The organism is Scytonema millei VB511283, assembly GCF_000817735.3.
Taxonomy (GTDB): Bacteria; Cyanobacteriota; Cyanobacteriia; order Cyanobacteriales; family Chroococcidiopsidaceae; genus Chroococcidiopsis; species Chroococcidiopsis millei_B.
Genome location: NZ_JTJC03000004.1, coordinates 81827 through 101966, shown reverse-complemented (window position 1 = coordinate 101966; position 20140 = coordinate 81827). Strand labels below are relative to the sequence as shown.

The 20140-nt window shown below is 39.6% G+C and carries 16 protein-coding genes; 1 reads left to right on the top strand and 15 read right to left on the bottom strand.

Annotated features, from left to right (window positions below; genetic code table 11):
- Window positions 1-36: 36 nt before the first annotated feature.
- The 14 genes from QH73_RS15500 to hepC all read right to left on the bottom strand — a co-directional run bounded on the left by QH73_RS15500 (window position 37) and on the right by hepC (window position 16490).
- Window positions 37-1626, bottom strand: a complete 1590-nt coding sequence (locus QH73_RS15500) for a glycosyltransferase family protein (RefSeq protein WP_132867137.1) — start codon at window positions 1624-1626, stop codon at window positions 37-39.
- Window positions 1627-2403: a 3-deoxy-manno-octulosonate cytidylyltransferase gene (gene kdsB, locus QH73_RS15495; RefSeq protein WP_039717229.1), complete on the bottom strand. Its 777-nt coding sequence runs from the start codon at window positions 2401-2403 to the stop codon at window positions 1627-1629.
- Window positions 2404-2439: 36 nt separating this feature from the next.
- Window positions 2440-3432 carry a KpsF/GutQ family sugar-phosphate isomerase gene (locus tag QH73_RS15490; RefSeq protein ID WP_039717230.1) on the bottom strand — a complete coding sequence of 331 codons (993 nt, stop codon included), beginning with the start codon at window positions 3430-3432 and terminating at the stop codon, window positions 2440-2442.
- 66 nt (window positions 3433-3498) lie between these two features.
- Window positions 3499-4365, bottom strand: coding sequence for a glycosyltransferase (locus QH73_RS15485; protein WP_039717231.1), 867 nt, complete (start codon window positions 4363-4365; stop codon window positions 3499-3501).
- A gap of 213 nt (window positions 4366-4578) precedes the next feature.
- The gene (locus QH73_RS15480; RefSeq protein ID WP_132867135.1) at window positions 4579-5574 is read right to left on the bottom strand and encodes a glycosyltransferase; all 996 of its coding nucleotides are present in this window, start codon (window positions 5572-5574) and stop codon (window positions 4579-4581) included.
- A 12-nt stretch (window positions 5575-5586) separates the two neighbouring features.
- Window positions 5587-6648, bottom strand: coding sequence for a class I SAM-dependent methyltransferase (locus QH73_RS15475; RefSeq protein WP_039717233.1), 1062 nt, complete (start codon window positions 6646-6648; stop codon window positions 5587-5589).
- Window positions 6645-7664, bottom strand: a complete 1020-nt coding sequence (locus tag QH73_RS15470) for a methylenetetrahydrofolate reductase (protein WP_039717234.1) — start codon at window positions 7662-7664, stop codon at window positions 6645-6647. The genes QH73_RS15475 and QH73_RS15470 overlap by 4 nt, the downstream gene beginning before the upstream one ends.
- The gene (gene metK / locus QH73_RS15465; protein ID WP_374189038.1) at window positions 7661-8887 is read right to left on the bottom strand and encodes a methionine adenosyltransferase; all 1227 of its coding nucleotides are present in this window, start codon (window positions 8885-8887) and stop codon (window positions 7661-7663) included. Before metK ends, QH73_RS15470 begins: the two co-directional genes overlap by 4 nt.
- Window positions 8888-9212: 325 nt before the next feature.
- The gene (rfbB, locus tag QH73_RS15460) at window positions 9213-10301 is read right to left on the bottom strand and encodes a dTDP-glucose 4,6-dehydratase (protein ID WP_039717802.1); all 1089 of its coding nucleotides are present in this window, start codon (window positions 10299-10301) and stop codon (window positions 9213-9215) included.
- Window positions 10302-10578: 277 nt separating this feature from the next.
- On the bottom strand, window positions 10579-11478 hold the full coding sequence (locus QH73_RS15455; protein WP_039717236.1) for a glycosyltransferase: 900 nt from the start codon (window positions 11476-11478) through the stop codon (window positions 10579-10581).
- A 173-nt stretch (window positions 11479-11651) separates the two neighbouring features.
- On the bottom strand, window positions 11652-13505 hold the full coding sequence (gene hepA, locus QH73_RS15450; RefSeq protein ID WP_039717237.1) for a heterocyst formation ABC transporter subunit HepA: 1854 nt from the start codon (window positions 13503-13505) through the stop codon (window positions 11652-11654).
- Between the two features lie 329 nt (window positions 13506-13834).
- Complete coding sequence (locus QH73_RS15445; RefSeq protein ID WP_039717238.1) at window positions 13835-15109, bottom strand: glycosyltransferase family 4 protein; 1275 nt, start codon at window positions 15107-15109, stop codon at window positions 13835-13837.
- Between the two features lie 23 nt (window positions 15110-15132).
- Window positions 15133-15468 carry a hypothetical protein gene (locus QH73_RS15440; protein ID WP_039717239.1) on the bottom strand — a complete coding sequence of 112 codons (336 nt, stop codon included), beginning with the start codon at window positions 15466-15468 and terminating at the stop codon, window positions 15133-15135.
- A 185-nt stretch (window positions 15469-15653) separates the two neighbouring features.
- Window positions 15654-16490 (bottom strand): heterocyst development glycosyltransferase HepC, encoded by an 837-nt coding sequence (hepC, locus tag QH73_RS15435; protein ID WP_039717240.1) that lies wholly within the window; start codon window positions 16488-16490, stop codon window positions 15654-15656.
- 1045 nt (window positions 16491-17535) lie between these two features.
- Here hepC and QH73_RS15430 point away from each other — a divergent pair.
- Entirely contained in the window at window positions 17536-17892 is a 357-nt protein-coding gene (locus tag QH73_RS15430; RefSeq protein ID WP_039717241.1) for a response regulator, read from the top strand.
- Between the two features lie 74 nt (window positions 17893-17966).
- Here QH73_RS15430 and QH73_RS15425 read toward each other — a convergent pair whose 3' ends face one another.
- The gene (locus QH73_RS15425; protein ID WP_039717242.1) at window positions 17967-19895 is read right to left on the bottom strand and encodes a right-handed parallel beta-helix repeat-containing protein; all 1929 of its coding nucleotides are present in this window, start codon (window positions 19893-19895) and stop codon (window positions 17967-17969) included.
- Window positions 19896-20140: the final 245 nt, after the last annotated feature.

The following is a 20140-nucleotide window of genomic DNA, read 5'->3' as shown; positions in this document are numbered from 1 at the left end:
TATTAGCGATCGCGTACGTATATGTAGTTAATTCATTTAAAAGTTTCTCAAACTAATTGTACGCACTAAATTTTTAACTACTTGCTTTATACTACTGGATCTATTATTCAAAGGATTATTATAGTCTTCTATATCAGAATAGCAAAACAACTCTAAATTCAGCTTTTTCGTTCGGGATAAAGTTTTAGTCTCTTCAGACTGCCGTTGATAAGCCAGGTAAGTGCTAGTTTCTCTTTCAACGAATTGAGTAGGTACTAATCCTTTGGATTTGAGCAAGAAATTCAATTTCTTTTGTTTTGCACTCGAAGAATTACCTAAAACTAGAAATAAACTACAGCCCAATATACATGGATTGAGCTGCTCGATCAAAGGCTCTATATGTGATACTTCTTTAGGTAGATCTATTATTATTACTTCAAAGTCTTTTGTGGTATTAGCAAGCTCTTCTGGTGAATTGACCAATGTAATCTGAAATTTGGGTAAGTCGGATAAATCTGCAACCAACAGTTCATTTTTACTTTGATAATAAAGCAGATCGATTTCAAAATTTAATCTGTGGAGTTCCTGTAGCAGCTCGTAAATTTTTAATCTTGAATAAAAAGCGGTTTCATTAATATTTCTACTCGCGATACTAGTGACTCTGACATCATCTTGAGCCGAGAAAATTGGTGGAATATTTTCTCCATTGAAAACGATCTGATTAAACCGATCGACAAGAATTTCAGGATGATATTTTGCCATGAATAATTCATGCCCTTTTCGAGCAATTTCTGCTGCTGCATCGGGATGGTTGAGGTAGTATTTTATCTTATCGAGTAGTTCTTGCTTAGAGCCGTAACACTCTAAATGTACTCCTTCTTGAAACAGCAAAGGAAGACCAGACTGTAGAGCGAGGCGATCGGTTAGTAAAAAACCTCCTACCATAAGTATTTCATAAACCCGTCGATTCAGATCTCCATTTAAGCTACAATTCAGCACGATTTTGGACTGAACGTATATATCCAAACATTCTGCATAAGGACTTCCACTAAAATCTACATTTATTTCGGCTTCCTGTAAAAACTTTAAGAACTCACGACGATGATAGTGGTTACTATCGACAGCACCTCGAAAGATTACATCGTAAGTTTTGTCTGTTACTGGTTCTGGTACGTAGGGAGGAATTGAGATCGCTCCTGGCATCCAAAATACATTCGGTAAACCAGCTTCAACAAAAAAATGAATGTGATGGCGAGTATAGCCCGTCCAATGATATTGACAGCCCACCAACTTAGCATACTCAATCAAGTTTTGAATTGGGCGAGGCATATGATGGCTGTCAATTAGCTTCATCACTGATGGACACGTTAAGCTGGGAATTCCCACAGGGATCGGTGGATTCTGTACCAGCATTAAAGTCGAACTGATGGAAACTAGATCGGGACACCACCCAGAAGGCAACTGTTTTAGAATGAGATCGATCTTAAACTTACCATGAGGTAAAGCGATCGCCTTCCCTGCTTCAACAGCTTCAACAGGCGGGTCCATGCAAGCATAAATGTTGCTTTGGTTCTCAGGGATAAAACCATTGTCACGAGGATAGTACTTTGACAGTGTCAGAACTTTAATTGTTTTACTAGAACTCATTTATTCAGCCTCTAAAATTCTGGCTTTGATTGCATCAGTCTGAACTGGAATGGCTTTTTTAGCTAGCAATACCTGAACCTGTAACAGATCCTCTGGCGTATTGATTTCAGTTGTAGATGTTTGAGTGTGGCAGACAGTTATTTGATAACCATGCTCTAAAACACGTAGTTGCTCTAACCCTTCACAATCTTCTAGTGGTGTAGGCGCTAACTTGCTATACTTTGCTAAAAAATCACGCCTGAAAGCATAGAGTCCCAAATGATGAAAGACAGGTGCTGGTGTATGGTTGCGATAGTAAGGAATTGGCGCACGAGAGAAATAAAGAGCGCGATCGCGCCGATCGCATAGTACCTTAACTGCGTTAGGATCGCCGTAGTCTTTCTCTGCTAGAGGACAAGCTAGAGTGGTCATGTCTGGCGAGTTACCGCGCAAATAAGGTTTGACTAGCTGTGTTAGCATTTGCGGAGTGACAAACGGTTGGTCGCCCTGAACGTTAGCGATCGCAGTCATCTCGGGATAACGTTCCGCTACCTCCGCGACTCGGTCTGTCCCTGTAGCATGGTCAGTACGAGTCATCTCCACAACACCCCCAAAACTCCACACGCACTCTGCTATATCTGCATTATCCGTAGCTACCACAACTTGACTAAATGAAGGACAACTGACTGCCGCTTCATAAACCCATTGCACCATAGGGCGATCGCCAATCTTTACCAAGGGTTTGCCAGGAAAGCGCTGTGAGTTGTAACGAGCTGGAATCACTGCCAAAATTTTCATTTCAACTATTCCCAGAAGCGAAACATCAAGCAGTTTTTAGAGACCGTTACGCACAATATCATGTAGCCTCAGCAGACCAAGGCATTGCTGTTCTCGATCGACCACTGGCAACACGGAAAGCTGGTGAGGTCGATTTTCCATTAGTTGCAGTGCATCATAAGCAAGGAGATCGGGAAAAACTACCGTTGGATTGCTTGTCATCATCGTGCCTGCGCTTAAGGTTTCTATATTAGTTAGGCTGACCTTTTGCAACCAACGCCGTAAGTCTCCATCCGTGATAATGCCGACTAGATATCCTGTATCATCAACGACGTTCACCGCGCCAAGACCACCTTCACTAATCGCACGCAGTACTTCAAACCAAGATGCTTGTGGTACAACTTTGGGATTGTCCGAACCACCATGCATCAGATCGCAAACTCTTAAAGTTAGACGTTTGCCTAAGCGTCCTGCGGGATGATTGAAAGCAAAATCTTGTGAAGTGAAACCCTTAACTTGGATCAGTGTCATTGCCAATGCATCCCCAAGTGCCAAGGAAACTGTAGTACTCGTTGTCGGTGCTAAGTTGAAGGGACAAGCCTCTTTGTCAACAGATGTATCCAATGCAACATCGGCACTACGCGCGAGGGTTGACTTGAGATTGCCAACCAAGGCAATGAAAGGGATCTGTCGATATTTAAGATATGGTAGTATGCCTAAGATTTCATCTGTTTCTCCACTGTTACTGAGAATTACAGCGACATCCCCAGCAGAAACAATTCCGATATCTCCATGCAGAGCATCAGACGGGTGCAAGTAAACTGCTAGTATCCCCGTGCTAGTGAGAGTAGCTGCAATTTTTCGTGCCACAATTCCTGACTTGCCAACACCGATCGCCACGACTTTGCCTTGACAATTAGCCAATAGCTGTACTGCTTGTTCGACCTGTTCCGACTGAAGCCGATGCGCCACACGCGCGATCGCCTCCGCTTCTAATTTCAGGAGATCGGTAACTTGTTTGAGGTAAGGCTGACTCAATATTTGTTGCATTATTAACCTGCGGCTATAAAAAGCCCATATGAGATTTGAGAGAGTACAACTTTGAGAGAGGACAAGTTAAGCTGGCTGATTAAAAACGCCAAGTCGTCTCCGATTTTCTGCAAGCAGTGGCTTCATGAAGTGAAAAGCTTTCTTGAGGAAATTTACCGAACTTCCTACCGCTGAGAAGTTACCTTTTAATAAATTGTGTCTGACATAGCCTCTATCTATACTCAATTTGATATCCTCTACAGTAATGTAGCCAGATTCCAGAGCTTCTTTAAAATAGTCAAACCATAACTCACCGTAAGGATGATTCTGATATTTCCACGGTTGAGTGTGAAGATTTGTATAGTGGATCAGATGAGTGCGTCGATCCCAAAAGTCAAAAACATTCCACTGAGGATCGAGTGCAGCAATTCTGTAGGAATGGCGCTCTAGAAAAGCCTGACTCATACCTGTAAAATCTACCATAGAATAAAAGCCGCGATCGATTTCATCCAGAATTAATTCAAGATCGAATCGGCACTGATCGCAGTTAATTAGCATAACGCTGAGTCCCCAGAGATCGGTTCTAGTATAAGCATCTTTTTTTGCTAGAAAATCATAGTCCGATACAAGGGTGTCAAAAAGTTGTCCGATATCTGTCAGGCAAATAGTATCCGAATCTAGATAGATTGCCTTACCTTGAAAATTACAAACTTCGGGAATTAAATAACGGTAAAGACTGAATTCAGTTATGTTTTTGTATTTAACCTTTAAAGACATTGGAGCTAAAAAAGGTTCTCCATCATTTAATTCAATTGAGTTATGCGTCCCATTAAAAACATAAATATCTAGAGGACGTTGAGTACTTTTGCGAAGAGAATGAATTAAGGTTTTACGCTCCAAAAGACTTGCTTCACCAGAGCCAACAAAAACTCTTACTCGCTCATCTTGTGTCATAATAAACTCTCTTTACTAGAGCTTGAATAAATTGAGTTCGAGAAAAATATATAGCGCTTAATAAATTTACGATAATCGACAATAAAAAATATTTATATTTTATTTTATGGATTTTATAAAAATGACTTATCTTTTACAAGAGTATATATGATGCATCAAAAATTTATACTTTTCAGCTTTTTGTAATTCATCTATTGTTTTAAAAGCAAAAAACTATAGAAGCGCTTGAAACAAAGAAGTCCATTGTGATATAACTCTATCTTTATTATACTTCATATTAATGTATTTTTGTGCTTGAGCAATGTGTTGATGCCGTAGCTCTTTATTTGTGGCATAAGTGTATAAACTATTTTGCCAATCAGAAAATAAAATAAAATCGCGAAACTCTTCATAGCTAGGAATCTTGTCTGCAATAACAGGAACCCCTAACAAAAGAGACAAAATTAGTCGATTATTTGATTTACAAATTGTAAAAGGATTGATATTTATTGGAATAATACATACGTCATGCTGTTTGAACAAATATTGGAATGTAGCTTTTTTCCAGTTATAATATTTTACGGGAAATGAAACTCCATTCACATATTTCTTAAAAAGAGTTTCAGAGCTACTGATTACAGTTAAGCTTACTGGTAATGTAGAATGTAACTTATCTAGAAATGGTAACACGCTAGGTAGATCGACTATGCCGTAGGGAGGATTTTCTAATCCTGCACTACCATACCAAACTACTTTAAATTGCTGCTCAGTAGAATTTTTAAAATAATTCTTGCGTTTAAAACAAAAATTAATCAGAGAATTTATTTGAGGTTCATCAATAGCATCATCAATAACTTGCGTGTTTTTACTATGGATTAACTTTTCAACTTCTGGAGTTGAAACCGATACTGCATCTACAGTATCGATCATGCTTTGAAGTAACTTTTCTCTTTGTCTATCTACTGTATCAGGATAAACAAACAAGTTATCACATAAGTCAAATACGGTTTTTATACCTTTACTTTTTAAGGATTTTGCAAGTCCTATATTTTCTTCATCATATGTTTTTTGAAACACAACTAACTGATAGCGATCGATGTTTTTAGAGCTAAATAGTTCGCAAGACCAACCTCTATTTCTTAAATACTGGCATGGTAAAAAGCATCGAAGTCTTGAACTAGGTGTATTAATATGTCCGACTGGTTTCCAAGCGATTGTAGGTGAAAGCATAAAGTAGTGCGATTACTTTTTTGCAAAGATGTGAAATCTATCAGCCGCTTTACAGATTGCTGCAATTTTCATAGGAAGGTAGAGTTGAGCAGATAGAAACTTGTGTTGCATCATAGTTTCAACTTCGTTAGCAGATATGCGACCGCGATCGTATAAAAAATAACCTAAGCTTCTAGCAAAGTCTTTCGTAATCGATTCATGAAAAACCTTAAAATTAGAAAAACCGAGTTGAATGAGAAAATCTTTTAGGACTGGAGGAGAGTAGAGCATTATATGCCTTGGACATTCTAATCCCCACCATTGGGAACGAAAAACTTGAGATGAAATTCCATGTGGATTTGGCACTGCAATATGTAATACTGCTCCTGGCTTCATCTTTTGTCTAATCGCAGTTAAGACTTGTTTTGGATGATAAAGATGCTCTAGGACGTGATTCATTCTCACAAAATCCAAGGATTCATCCTCTATTTCGTTCCATACTGTTGGGGATACCAGGAAGACTGTATGTCCATTTCGGCTAGCTTGTTCTACAGCTTGTTCTGAAAAATCCATACCAAGAGTATTCCACCCTTGCTTGCGAGCTTCATTCAGAAATTGAGCTGAACCACAACCAAAGTCAAGTAGTTTTGCAGCTTCTCCTATGGGTTGATAAAATTCTTGAATTTCTATTGTAAATTTTTTAAAAGGTAGAGATTTTAAACTAGCTTTAGCAGTATTAAATGAGGTTTTGAGAAGTTTACGAACATAGTGATATTTTTGCCGATCGCTAAGCGATCGCTCGTTTGATAAATTTGTTATTTGCTGGAACTGCTGATTTGGCGTTCCTTGATATGGAGCATAATTTTCAGGGTAAAACTTATAAACTTCTGTCTCTACTGGTCTGACTGATAAAAAGACTAAATTACACTCTTTACATCTAGAATATATAAATTCTTGCTGACTACTTTTGTGCAGTCTATCGTAAGCTCTACACCAAATATTTAGTTGGTTGCTCCTACAGTTAGGGCAAGCAGATATTTCCTCTGTCTCTACCGAAGTTGTGGAGGGAATTAATGTTGTAGGTGAAGCATTCATAACCTTGTGCGATCGCTTATATTGGGGCTATGTAAACGTAGTGTTGGCTCTAATAATGCTATTCGAGTAGTATTTGCTACATTCAACACAGTTTTACTCTGAGGTGAAACTTCAGCTATTTCAAGAATCTGAGGAATTAAATCTTCTCGTTTAACCGCCATTATATGAACGCCTTGGCATAGCTGACGAGCTAATCGCACTTGTTCTGCTGCAATGACTATACCTTCATGTAATGGATCGGTAGCTTGTTCCAACCGAGCAATTATTGCTTGGGGAATATTCACGCCTGGAACGTATTGATTAATGAATTGAGCATTTTTTGCAGATTTCAGTAAAAAAATTCCAGCTAAAATTGGTTTGTTAAATTTAGCCGCAATTTGACTCATAAACTTCTCTAAGCGGCTAAAGTCAACAATCATTTGGCTTTGAAAAAATTGCGCTCCTGCTGCAACCTTACGCTCAAAACGTCTTTGCAATCCCGACCAACTAGCAAGTTGTGGATCGACTGCTGCTCCTGGAAAGATCTCTGTTGCTCCGTCACACAAACCTTTTCCGTTATAATCAAATCCTTGATTGAGTTTCGTAATAGTTTGTAAGAGCCTTACAGCTTCTAGATCGAACACGCTTCGAGCTTGGGTATGATCTCCTGCTTTTACCGGATCGCCTGTAAGAGCCAAGATATTGTTAATGCCAAGAGCATTAGCTCCCATCAGATCGGCTTGAATCGCAATTTGATTGCGATCGCGGCACGTCATCTGACAGATTGGCTCAATTCCGTGCTGCAACAGAATCGTTGCGGCAGCTAAAGGACTCATTCTTAAAACTGCGCGGCTACCATCTGTAACATTAACTGCGTGAACCCAATTTCTCAGAGCTGATGCCACTTCTATCATGCGAGTCGGATCGCTTCCTTTTGGAGGAGTGACCTCAGCAGTGATTAAAAACTCCCCCGATTTAACTGCTGCATGGAAGCTGCTGCGACTGACGCGATCGGATTTGATATATTGCTCGGTCATGCTGACATCTGAACTGTAATAGCTTCCTGCAATTGTGGAACTTTGTCCAAGCGTTCCCAGGGTAAATCCAAATCCATTCGACCAAAGTGACCGTAGGCAGCTACATCTTGATAGAAACGACCGTTGCGTTCTTGAGGTAAACCTTGCATGTTGAAGGTATGAATTAAACCAGCAGGTCGTAGATCGAAGTTTTGATTGACCAAATTGAGCAAATCTTCTTCAGGTAGTTTGCCCGTTCCAAAGGTATCAATTAAAATACTCACTGGTTTGCTCATGCCAATCGCATAGCTGAGCTGTACTTCACATTTATCGGCTAAGCCAGCAGCGACAATATTTTTGGCTACATAACGACAAGCATAACTTGCCGACCGATCCACTTTAGTAGGATCTTTACCCGAAAAAGCACCACCACCGTGCCGCGAGTAGCCGCCGTAAGTATCGACAATAATTTTGCGTCCAGTGAGTCCAGAATCTCCCTGGGGTCCACCAATGACAAACTTGCCTGTAGGATTGACTAAAAAACGAGTGGAATTATCGATCTGAATATCGAGATCGGCAAATACAGGTTCGACGACTTCTAGTAGCAACCCTTGATAAATCTCGCCTAAGGTTGTTGCTTCTGAATGTTGAGTAGAAATTAAAATCGTATCTATGCCTACAGGACGACCGTTCTCGTAAACAACTGTGACTTGAGTTTTACCATCAGGGCGCAAGTACGAAAGCTTGCCCATTTTTCGCACCTTGGCTAACTGCCGTGCAAGGCGATGAGCTAGACTAATCGGCAGTGGCATTAATTCAGGAGTTTCTTTGCAAGCATAGCCAAACATAATTCCTTGATCGCCAGCGCCAATAGCACTCCAATCATCTTCGTTATCGCCTTGTTCGTACTCCTGTGCTTTGTTGACACCTTGAGCGATGTCTGGTGACTGTTCGTCTAGAGCAACTAAGATCGAACAGCTATTTGCAGAAAAGCCATTATTTGCATCAGTGTAGCCAATCTCAGCAATTTTTTGTCGGACTAGTTTGACGTAATCCACTTTTGCTTTCGAGGAGATTTCACCTGTTACTAGTACTAAGCCAGTATTGACGACTACCTCTGCTGCCACGCGACTCGTGGGATCTTGGCTTAAGTGAGCATCCAGAATTGCATCCGAAATCTGATCGCAAATTTTGTCAGGATGCCCCTCTGTTACAGACTCTGATGTGAACAAATATCTGCTCAAATTGCACGCCTCCATGTTTATACAAGTCCAATTTATGCAAGTCCAGTATTTTCATCTTGTCACTACTCGATCGTTTCAAATCTACGAGTATGTATACAAGCAGTACAGTTATTTTTAGCTACAGTTCCACTTACAGCAACGATCGGAGAGATTAAGACATTTCAACTAGTCTATAAGCAATATCAGCCAAGTCTTTTTTATCTGCTCCCTACTCCCTGCTCTCTGCTCCCTGCTATAGAAATAACGTATTGTTTTGATTATGGACGGGCAATTGAAACTTGTCGATACAGAAAAGTTCGGTTGGCTTACGTTTGTGTTGCGATCGCTACACAGATAAGTAGTTAACTGTTCTATCAGTGTAATTTTGCTCGATCCAGCTTTGATAAGCTCCTGTGCGGATCTGCTCTACCCACTGAGGATGATTAATATACCACTGCACTGTTTTTAGTAAACCAGTGTCAAAACTCTCGGTTGGTTTCCAGCCTAACTCTCGATTCATTTTAGTACAGTCGATCGCATATCGGCGATCGTGTCCTGGTCGATCTTTAACAAAAGTAATTAAGGAAGAATGAGAAAAATTAGGTTTGCTAGGTAACAATTCGTCCAAAATCGTACAAATTTTTTCCACAACCATTAAGTTTGTTTGTTCGTTCTGACCCCCAATACAGTAGGTTTCACCTACTTTTCCCTGTTGTAGAACGAGATGAAGGGCTTCACAGTGATCTGATACGTACAGCCAGTCTCTAATGTTCTGCCCGTCACCGTATATCGGCAAAAGCTGTCCTTCCATAGCATTGAGAATCGTTAAAGGAATCAGCTTCTCTGGAAACTGACGAGGACCGTAATTATTCGAGCAATTTGTGATTAGGGTAGGTAAACCATACGTATGGTAGTATGCCCGCACGAAATGATCGGCTCCCGCTTTAGATGCTGCGTAGGGACTATTAGGTGCGTAAGGATTGTCTTCGCAAAAAGGTGAGTCTGTTATGCTCAAAGAGCCATAAACTTCATCAGTAGACACTTGCAAAAAGCGAAATCTCTCCTGTTTGTGGAGTGGTAATTTTTGCCAATAGGCTCTGCAAGCTTCCAGTAGCTGAAGCGTACCCGTTACATTAGTGAGAGCAAAAGTTAAGGGATTTAAAATTGAGCGATCGACATGGCTTTCGGCAGCAAAGTTAATGACTGCATCAGGTTGATATTGCTGTAATAAATGACTTACCAACTGGGGATCGCCAATATCACCTCTGATAAAACAGTATCCAGGCTCGTTTTCTAAAGCTGTCAAATTTTGTAAATTACTGGCATAGGTCAGCTTATCTAGATTAACTACGTTATACCATTGCGCTCCTCTAGCTTGAAGGATGAAATTTGCACCAATAAAACCAGCTCCACCTGTTACCAATACAGTTCGTATTGTTTCTTCACTGCATCCGTGTCTTTCAGATTTAAAGAGATTGTTCATAATGCCTCTACAAAGGAGATACGGGATTGTGGGATTTCAAAAGGAGCAGAGAACCTATGCTTGAAAGCATAGGATTGAAAGCGCGGACTCCCAACTGTCTCTTATGTTCGTAATCTTGACATAATTATTTGTTATTTAGGGGGTTTGTATCCCCCAATTCAAGTTTTTTTTGTAGATTGCTGCTCCCTGCTCCCTGTGTCGCTCAATTTCATACTTTTGATTTCTTGAGTTAAATCCAACGTCTTGTTAGTAGTAGAAATCTAAAAGGAGTCTTCAAACTCAAATTTAACTCAAGTAAATGAGTTAGTAATTGCCACCTCTTCTTATATGGTCTGTACTTTGCAAAGAATCGCAGTGCTGACACTGTGTGTAGTAACTTCATGTAATTGAATTTTGAACTCGTACTTACACGCTGGTACATGTGTAGCGCGTAAACTTGAGGTTGAAAGATTACCCTAAACCCATTGAGCCATGCATCTACACACAAACTCACATCTTCAAAGTACAGAAAAAACCTTTCATCAAATAAACCATATCTATCTACATAATCTTGTGAAACAACCATAAAAGCACCAATAGCCCAGTTAACCTCAACGGCGCTGTCTAAAGTTGGTGCTATATCATAGTAGTACTTGAATGGATAAAAACGCTGCTGTAATCTTTCACCTAGTAAATTTCTTAGTAAAAAATAAGTAAAGGAAGGGAATTTTCGGATCGAAGGCTGAATCGATTTATCTAGATAGAGAAGTTTAGGACAGACGATTGCAATATCATTTGCTGAATTTAATGTCGCAGTTAAGGTATTAACGATCTCGGGTTCAAATACAACATCAGGATTGATTAAAAAGTATGTTTTACTAGGAGAAAGTTGAACGGCTTTATTGTTAGCCCTCCCAAAACCTACATTTTCATTGCTTTTAATACCTGTAAAAATAGATGGATACTTGTTAGCAAATTTATCAATAATTTGAGGACAATTATCGGAAGAAGCATTGTCGTAAACTACAACCGCCCCTGTGTTTGCATAGTATTTTTGAACAGATGCAAGACAGGACTTGATCGATGATTCCAATGTTTTATCTGAATTGTAGGAAACAATGATAAATGTTACATCACGTCTACTAGACATCAGCTATGCTCCTTTGTTCAGTCAAGTGTAGTTGCTTTCTCTCAGAAGCTGTTCCCTATTCTTTTTGAGTCAAAACTCAATTTTTTATTGCTCGATTATTTAATAAAAATAGCCTTACTACTCTACTTGCTCAAACACTAGATTTGATTCTATATGAGTTTAACTGTATGAGTTCAATTCGTCTGATGTTGCATCTGGTGATACTTCCAAAGCTTACCGCGTCGTTCTAATAACTCTTTATATGTTCCCTGCTCTACAATTCGTCCCTGCTCTAACACGACCACCTTATCAGCACGGACAATTGTAGAGAGTCGATGAGCGATCGCAATTACTGTTCGACCTACAGCAAGTTGTTCTATAGATTCCTGAATTAATCGCTCAGCTTCGGAGTCTAGCGCGCTCGTCGCTTCATCCAAGATCAGAATTTCTGGGTTGCGCAGCAAGGCACGAGCAATTGCAATTCGCTGCCGTTGACCTCCAGATAGCCTAACTCCTCGATCTCCTAATTGTGTATCGAAACCTTTAGGTAGATTTTGGATAAACTCCAGTGCATTAGCAAGTTGAGCCGCTTTTTGAATCGCAGCTTCATCAACATCTTCCATAGCGTAAGCAATATTGTTACGGACAGAAGTATTAAAAATAAACGTATCTTGACTTACCATAGCTATCTTACGCCGCAATGTATTGATGTCGAAATCTTGTAAATCGACTCCATCAAGCAGAATTTTTCCTCTTGTAGGATCGTAAAAACGGGGAAGAAGATCTGCTATGGTGGACTTGCCAGCACCAGAAGCACCAACTAATGCTGTCATTTGTCCTCGCTTCATTGTTAATGTGATATCTTGTAGCACTAGTTGATGAGGATTATAGGCAAAATCTACAGCAACAAACTCAATGCATTGCTTTAATCCTGAAAACTGAACTGTACCATTTTGCAAATAAGGTTTATCATCGGTTTTCAAGAGCTGCTTAATACTATTTAATGAGCCTTGAAAGCTATTAACATGCGCCCAAGCTGCATTGATCTGTGCTACCACTGGTGCAGTTCGCAATAAAACAAATAAAAATGCTAGTAATGAGGCTATTTCTAGCCTACCACTTGCCACAAATACTGCAACTGCTGCAATTAACATAACTAGAAGAATAGTACTAGCTACAGCTTCGGTAATTGGTTGTACTAGTGCGGCGGCAGCTGCGGATTTAGCATGAGTACGCATCAATTCCGTAGTAACTTTGTTAAACCGCTGAAACTCAAAATCGTAAGCTGCAAATACTTGAACAGTACGGATGCCGGTAATGTATTCCATTACCATTGACATAAAGTTATGAGTAGATGTTACAGCCTCAAAACTAGCTTCTCTTACCCGTTTTACTAGTGTAGATAAACCTATTGCTAGCAGCACAAACATGAGAATCGAAATAACTGTCAGTTGCCAAGACAGCCAAAACATCGATATTGTATACACTAATAAGGTAAAACTCCTAGAAATTACGATAGAAGTTACACCAACAGCTAATCTAAGCTGGTTAGCTTCGCCGTAAATGTTATTAATTAACTCCCCTGCACGCTTTTTCAGAAAAAAACTTAAACTTAACTTCTGGAACTGATCGAAAATCCGTTGACGTATACAGTTTGATAGATTTAGTTCGGCAAGCGTAGTCGTAAAATTACCTAAATAAACAAAGCTAAAACGTAGCCAAACCGTGAGAAAAATTAGGATAGCTACTCGATAAAGACGGCTAGAAGCTGATGTGTTTATACCTAAAACCCAAACATCAAACCAATCAACTCCTATTTTGATTGATGAAGCATCGGGAGTAGTAAACGTTTGCAGAAAAAGCGTTATAAAACCAATTGTAATTCCTTCAAAGACTGCTGCAAATAACGAAAAGATTATTGCTGATATAGCAATTTTACGAAAGTGCTTAAATTCTCGTAAGACAAAGGAGTTATTTCGCCATAAGCTGGTTCTCATCAAAATTGTAGAAATCGGAGTAGGTAATTTAAGATCCACGTGCTTTCTCATTTAAGTTTCAAACTATTTCTCTATCTACCTCGATCGTTTCTTGAGCGAACTATACCAATTAGTTTTCCTTGGTAGTTCTAAAAGTAGTACTAGACTTAAAATTCTAATTCATGTCAAGTTTTATAGCCTTCATTTTTGAATTGCAACCATCTCATCATCGTTAAACCTAATCTTTCATGGCTCCTATGCATAGATTTTTCTTCACAAAAAATACGATTAAAATTTACAAACATTGGAAAGCACGATACTTCAGTCATCAGTTATCAATAATTCATTCAATCAAAATGTTCGTATAACAATATTTAACTATTTATGTTTATATTTAAGCCTTATCCAATCGTAATTCGATCGCGAAGCTTTTCATCAATAACTTTTGCAAAAAGTTCTATGTAGCGACGTGCTTGTATTTCTAAAGAAAACTCTTGTTCTGCTTTTGTACGAGCAGATTGGCGTAAACTTTGGTAGCGATCGCGATCTTCCAGTACCCAAGAAATACCCCGAGCCAAACTTTCGACTTCCAATTTTTGAGCTAAGTAACCATTTTTTTGATGATCGATCAGATCGGGCATACCACCAATATTAAAAGCTACGCATGGCGTACCACAAGCAATTGCTTCCATTATAGTATTTGGTAAGTTGTCTTGAATTGATGGAGCCACAAAAACATCTGCTGCTGCATAAATTAATGCCAGTGAAAGATCGTCACTAAAATTTCCTAAATAGTGAGACTTGAACCCCAAGTCAACTGAATGTTCAGGTTGAGAAGAACCAAAAACAACTAGCTCTACTGTATCTTGCCATCCAGATTGACTCAGTTTTTGTAGAGCAGCTTGAAGTAGATGAAAACCCTTTCTAGGTTCGCTAGTCGATTCTACTGCACCAAAGAGAATAAGTTGCTTATCTTGTGGCAGATTGAGTATTTCTCGTGCTATGGCTCGCTCTATTGGTTTGTACTTTTGAGTATCTAAGCTATTAGGAATTACCTCTATTCGCAGATCTTTAAACAAAGAGCTTGATTTAGCACATTGAGCTAACCAAATACTGGGAGCAACAATAGTTAAGTCTAATTCTTTCCATGCTTTTGCTTTACGTTGCCATATCCAATGAGAGAGATCGTGCGGATTATTACTGTGAAGTTGGAAGCAAGAGCCACAAGAACCCGTATAGCGATCGCAGCCTTGACTGTAATGACAACCCCCTGTAAATGCCCACATATCGTGGATAGTCCAGACTAAAGGTATTTTGAATTTAGCAAAGCTCTCAATACTTAAATAGCCACCACAATTCCAATGAAGATTAATTACGTCAAGGCAAAGGTGCTTTAATTTTGATTCGAGCAAGTTTGGAAGCCATTGACAAGAAAAAATGTTGCAGTTGCGCTTGGGGTAAAATTGCAATGGCAGCCCATCGAGATTCGGTCTCAATCTGTTAACCCACTTCCCAAACTTATTTGAAGGTTCGAGAACTGTTTTATCATTACTAGACTTATACTGCACCATCATTTTAGAGTTTAATCCACCACTTTGCAAACCTAAATGCAAGCGATAAGCAGCGCGAGCAGCTCCACCATTAAGATCGAAAGTACTGAGAACTAGAGTGTTCATTAGGTTTTATAAGTAAAAATCACTTATCTAGGTATAAGTCGAAAATTTTCTTTCAAAAAACTTAGCATGTCGTAGACGCGCATAACTAGGGACACATTATCGAACTCTTCGCAAAATGACTCTTCAGTGAAATTATTATATAGGCAGTAATAACATTCATCGCCATAAGCTACCGTCATTGTCCAAACATCAATAGTAACGGTATAAACAACTGCACCTGCATCCTCATTATACTCGCTGTAGACAAAATGGTTGTTCGCCAGAAACTGTTTTAGAGCAGCTACTTGTAAGGGTTTCATCCCTAATGTACCTTCCTCAAAAATATAAATTTTCTGTTCTACATCTTTAGGTTGCAACACTTTTTGGTTAAGACTAAATTCTTATCCTTTTTTCAGGAAGTTAGAGACTCTTCAAGATTTTTTCATTCTTAACCGGAATCTATTGCTTTAGCTCGGGCAATTCGCTTTGCTAGATAATACTCAATTCGTTTGAAGGAGTAACAACATACCAAATAGCTTCTCAGCCAATTCCCTGCCACTATCTTTTACTCCTTATTTTTCGCCCACAAGCTAAAATTCAGATGGGAAAGAGCGATTATTCCTGGCAGTGCATTCAGTTGCCTCTGGCTATCAGGAGCAAGTCTTATAGCATCATTTAAACTGTAAGCTGATGAACCTACAAAGCTCATGTCGCCTCGTACCACATTTAGTAGTTGTGGCAGCTTATTCAAGCTATATTTACGCATCCTATAACCTAGTTTTGTAACATGCAAATCATTCCACTTATCAGGATCTTGCCGATCGCCTGTGTTTTGATGGTGTGGCGTTTTCAAATTTGGAGCCGTTGTACGGAATGTAATCATCTGAAACAGCTTGCCCCTTTCTCCAACACACCATTGATAGGAAAAAATTCGCCCTGGTGAGTCAAAATAAATGAGTAGGGAAAGCCCTAAAAAGACTGGGCTAAGAGTTAGTAATAATACAATAGCAATAACGCGATCGATTATTCGTTTGACCCACCAGCTAAATCGATGTTGATGTTTGCGAAGTCCCTGTGCGGGAGGAATTCGTAAAAAAGTCACCTTCTCTGTTTGCTTGCAGACATCTGCCCAAAGTTGGATCGCGATCGCACCTAAAGCTGGATCTATGCGAACTAAACGTGCGGGACAATATTGCAGCCACTCAGTCAAAAACTGTCGATTCCGAGATGAAAGTAGACTACTGCGACCTTGACTAGAAGCAAGCTTCACTAAAAGCTGTCCCTGCCGAAGTTTAACTTCATAGTTGGGACTTATATTCTCTATTTGACCGTGCTTCAGAAGCGAGGGACTAGAATAGCTATCTAAAACTTTTACATCCAAGTTGAATTCGGAATTTTGCATAGTGAGGTATCGATAAACGCCATGAAAACTGTTGCTCAAAAGCGGTATTGATTTATCATCTGTTGCGCTAATCTTTCCGCGATTACTGCTTTGCTATTTTCAAACTTGGCAACATGTTTTGTTGTGAAACCCTCGTCAATTCCGAGTAGCGTTCGCCGCACAATTTAAATACATGTTGTTATCTATTTCCAGTAGAGTGCGTTCCCTCGAACTAAGCACGTAGATCCCGATCCTATTCTCTCTGCCTGTTACAGTGCACTCTGAGTGTCTTCTCTAACAGACTAGATATCAAGCTTTCTTACGAGTTCTAAACTTTTTCTTGGTGTCAACAGCTCTATATACTTGCTTAAAAAAACCGTTTTTTGTTGAGTAATAACTGAATTTTTTAAATTGCTTCAAGCGATATCAAAACTGTTGCGAATATTAAAAATATATTTAATATCTCATATTCTAACAGTTTAACAATGTCTTGGCAATACTAATTACCAATTACTATAATATCCCTGAACTTTTCCCCCTGGACAGCAATTCATAGAATCCGCATATTTAAAACTAGTGTTATATCCGTATGAAAAACCGTCTGTTAAACATAAATAATATTGCCGCTTTGCGATGATTTCAACAATCTGCATGTTTCTTAATTCTTGCAAGCCAGAGAACGATTTCTACTGTATTTTACCTGCGAATATATTTATTTATATTGGGTAGACGTTGAGAATAGTTAAATAACAGCGAGAACACTAGTCTTTTTAAAAGTGGCTCAGAGATGAATTTAACTAGATAGTTTCTACTTCACCTAAATTCATTCAGGTCAGCCAACAGTCCAAATGTGTAAAATTTACACATTTATACCTTATTAATTTTGCTTTTGCTCTTTTAACTACCTCCTTGCTATCTGATATAGCTCGTCAGGTAAAGCTCCGCCGCGCTAGTTTAGGAAAGCAAAATTCATCTTGATTAGCAGCAAGTTTTCCACAACAGCTTTTGTAACGCATTTATATGATTTGCTGTCTGTCCTTGTTATCTCATATTCAAAAGAGCTGTAATGGAGATTTTAGTAATCGATTATGATGAATATTCTCTACTACTAATGTATGATTTTCTTACCTTTAACAAGTTCCAAGTTTTGATGGCAAATAATGCTCGTTCAGGTTTACAAATAGCTAGAGAACAACAGCCAGACTTAATTATTTGCGAACTCAATCTACCAAGGCTAAGTGGATACGAAGTTTTAAGAATATTGCGTAGCGAACCATCTACAGCTAGTATACCGTTTTGGTTTCTTTCATTTGAGGCAGACATGGCAACTCGTCGCCGTGCTTTACAACAAGGAGCTGATGGTTATTTTACTAAACCTGTAGACTTAAACGAATTGCTCTCGGCAATTCGAGATCGGTTTTGACTGCGATCGCCGAGTCGCCGAGACATTTTACGGAAAGCAATCGTATGCAGGTGAGAGTAGCTATGTATGGAGAGTCATCTTTCTAGAAAGGTATCTTGTGGATCGCCTTGAATAGAGGAACCTGCAAATAAGCCAACAGCACCATATTCATATGCCCCCACATCTGGCTTTCCATCAGGTATAGGCATGTTTATGCCTAACAAGGGAACCGCAGCGTCGATCGAAGGAGAATGACTGCGCAGGCGAAAGTCCCCTGTTCTCGGATTTACAAATTCCGAAGATACAACCCCTTCCCGATTATTCGAGATTGCAGCGCCACCACTCTTGTCGTAATACGTCGCGCCTGGCAACTGTGCACTATTGTTCGATATCCGACTATTCTTCGTGCCACCACCCTTACCATTCCAGTTTCCAGCGAAAAAGACAGCCTTATCGTCATAACCCCAGAGGGTATTGTTATCTACAAAAACGTCCTTGATAGTGTGACCGTTATAGTGAATGAAAATTGCCCAATTAATTCGCCCACCAGTATTAGTAACATTGTGATGAATGTATGCACCATGCGTTCCATCATCTAGATAAATTGCCATACCTTTTCCATTGTCAACAAAAGAAGTGTTGACTAAGCCAATGTAATTGTATGCAATGACACCACCCTCAAGAGTTCTCTTATCTGTCGGGCGATCGCAGAAATTGCAAATATAAATTCCCGTTTGTCCGCTGTCAAGCAGTAGCCGCCCTGTGTCGGAGATGGAGTTATACATTATCTGGGGACGACGTATGCTTCCAGCGTGAATTCCCGTGCCAGAACTCTTTCGTATTGTATTTCTGAAGATCTTATTGTCATTGCCATTGACAACAATGGGAGCGCCCTGGCTACTCCAAGCTAAGTCCTCGACAAAATTATTCTCAATGGTTGTGCGATCGCCTGATATTGAGATTCCCGCACCCCATCCATGTCCGATATACGAATTCTTAACAGTATTATCGGAACCAGATACAGAAATTCCTGGAAATGCTACATAGCTGTGACCGTTGTAATTGGCTTGAAAGGGAGAATGGTAGCGAAAGATCGAGCGATCGATCGTACAGTTGACTGCATTCTCCATCCGCACGGAAGCACCTCGAAAGACGATGCCTTTAATTGTCACATTTTTGCGCTGACTCAGATCGAATCCCCACAGTCTTACTTGAGCTTCAACCAGCTTTGATGTCAGCATCTCTTTATTTGGTGGATAGATGTAGAGGGTTGAATTTCCCCAATACCATTCACCTGGGGCATCAAGTGCATTTAAGTGGTTGATGATAAAGCCTCTACCGCTGCCCTCAAATTCATGCCACGCAGGGTTAGAAATCGTCTCGGTAATTTCTGTCAGAGCGAGTTTGTTGCCACTAGAAGAAACGATCTTACCTATGTTGGGGGCATAAAAGTTATCTCCATTGAGTCCGAAGAAGTAACCTCCATTCCAAAAGTTGCTAAATACGTTCATGCCATTTAGAAACTGGACGTTTGCCCTTCCTTTACCATTGTTATTGACTTGTGTAGCGCCCCATGTTCTCGAATCGAGGTAATCGTTGCCTACATTGGGGTATCTGGCAAGAGAAAGATAGTTGCCTTGAACAAATACGGCATACACCTTTTTAGGCAGTGAAGTACGGAAAACATTATCTGAATGACGAAACCAATTGCTGACAAGATCTGTACCTGTTACTACAACCTTCTCGCCAGGTGCAGCCACAAAGGTTTGTCCGTCTTTCGGTATGACCGTTTCTCTATACACGCCCTGCCTAATAACGCACGTATCATCTGTCCCCATCGATTCGGCAGCTTTCTGAAGCGTTTTCCAAGGTCTTGCAATCGAGCCATTTCCTAATAAATCATTGCCTGAATTTGCATCGACATAGAAAGTAGTGATAGAGGTATTTTTGTATGTGGAGAGTGTCAACACCAGCGTAACAAGACCACAGAATAGTACGAGCTTAGAAGCTATTTTTGATGTCATATTACTCTAGTTCTTAATATTTCAAATTCAATCGATTTTGTCACTGAGTTGCCTTTTTAGAGAAACTGGTTATGTAGGGAGAATGCTTTATCAAATTTTTGACTTTTAGGTAGACATTATTATGAAAAACAATCAGAGTTATTAATGATAAGCTTAAACCAATTAATATTAAGACAAAAAACAATCAGAGCAAGTATAACAACAATATCCCAGAGATTGCTCCAGAAAACTTGACAATACTCTGG

What these genes read in the sequence shown, in the direction of transcription:
- QH73_RS15425 (WP_039717242.1), bottom strand. Translation starts at nt 19,895, where the DNA reads ATGACATCAAAAATAGCTTCTAAGCTCGTACTATTCTGTGGTCTTGTT.
- kdsB (WP_039717229.1), bottom strand. Translation starts at nt 2,403, where the DNA reads ATGAAAATTTTGGCAGTGATTCCAGCTCGTTACAACTCACAGCGCTTT.
- QH73_RS15455 (WP_039717236.1), bottom strand. Translation starts at nt 11,478, where the DNA reads ATGTCTAGTAGACGTGATGTAACATTTATCATTGTTTCCTACAATTCA.
- QH73_RS15490 (WP_039717230.1), bottom strand. Translation starts at nt 3,432, where the DNA reads ATGCAACAAATATTGAGTCAGCCTTACCTCAAACAAGTTACCGATCTC.
- QH73_RS15445 (WP_039717238.1), bottom strand. Translation starts at nt 15,109, where the DNA reads ATGAACACTCTAGTTCTCAGTACTTTCGATCTTAATGGTGGAGCTGCT.
- QH73_RS15470 (WP_039717234.1), bottom strand. Translation starts at nt 7,664, where the DNA reads ATGACCGAGCAATATATCAAATCCGATCGCGTCAGTCGCAGCAGCTTC.
- hepC (WP_039717240.1), bottom strand. Translation starts at nt 16,490, where the DNA reads ATGCAAAATTCCGAATTCAACTTGGATGTAAAAGTTTTAGATAGCTAT.
- QH73_RS15480 (WP_132867135.1), bottom strand. Translation starts at nt 5,574, where the DNA reads ATGCTTTCACCTACAATCGCTTGGAAACCAGTCGGACATATTAATACA.
- QH73_RS15500 (WP_132867137.1), bottom strand. Translation starts at nt 1,626, where the DNA reads ATGAGTTCTAGTAAAACAATTAAAGTTCTGACACTGTCAAAGTACTAT.
- QH73_RS15475 (WP_039717233.1), bottom strand. Translation starts at nt 6,648, where the DNA reads ATGAATGCTTCACCTACAACATTAATTCCCTCCACAACTTCGGTAGAG.
- hepA (WP_039717237.1), bottom strand. Translation starts at nt 13,505, where the DNA reads ATGAGAAAGCACGTGGATCTTAAATTACCTACTCCGATTTCTACAATT.
- QH73_RS15485 (WP_039717231.1), bottom strand. Translation starts at nt 4,365, where the DNA reads ATGACACAAGATGAGCGAGTAAGAGTTTTTGTTGGCTCTGGTGAAGCA.
- QH73_RS15430 (WP_039717241.1), top strand. Translation starts at nt 17,536, where the DNA reads ATGGAGATTTTAGTAATCGATTATGATGAATATTCTCTACTACTAATG.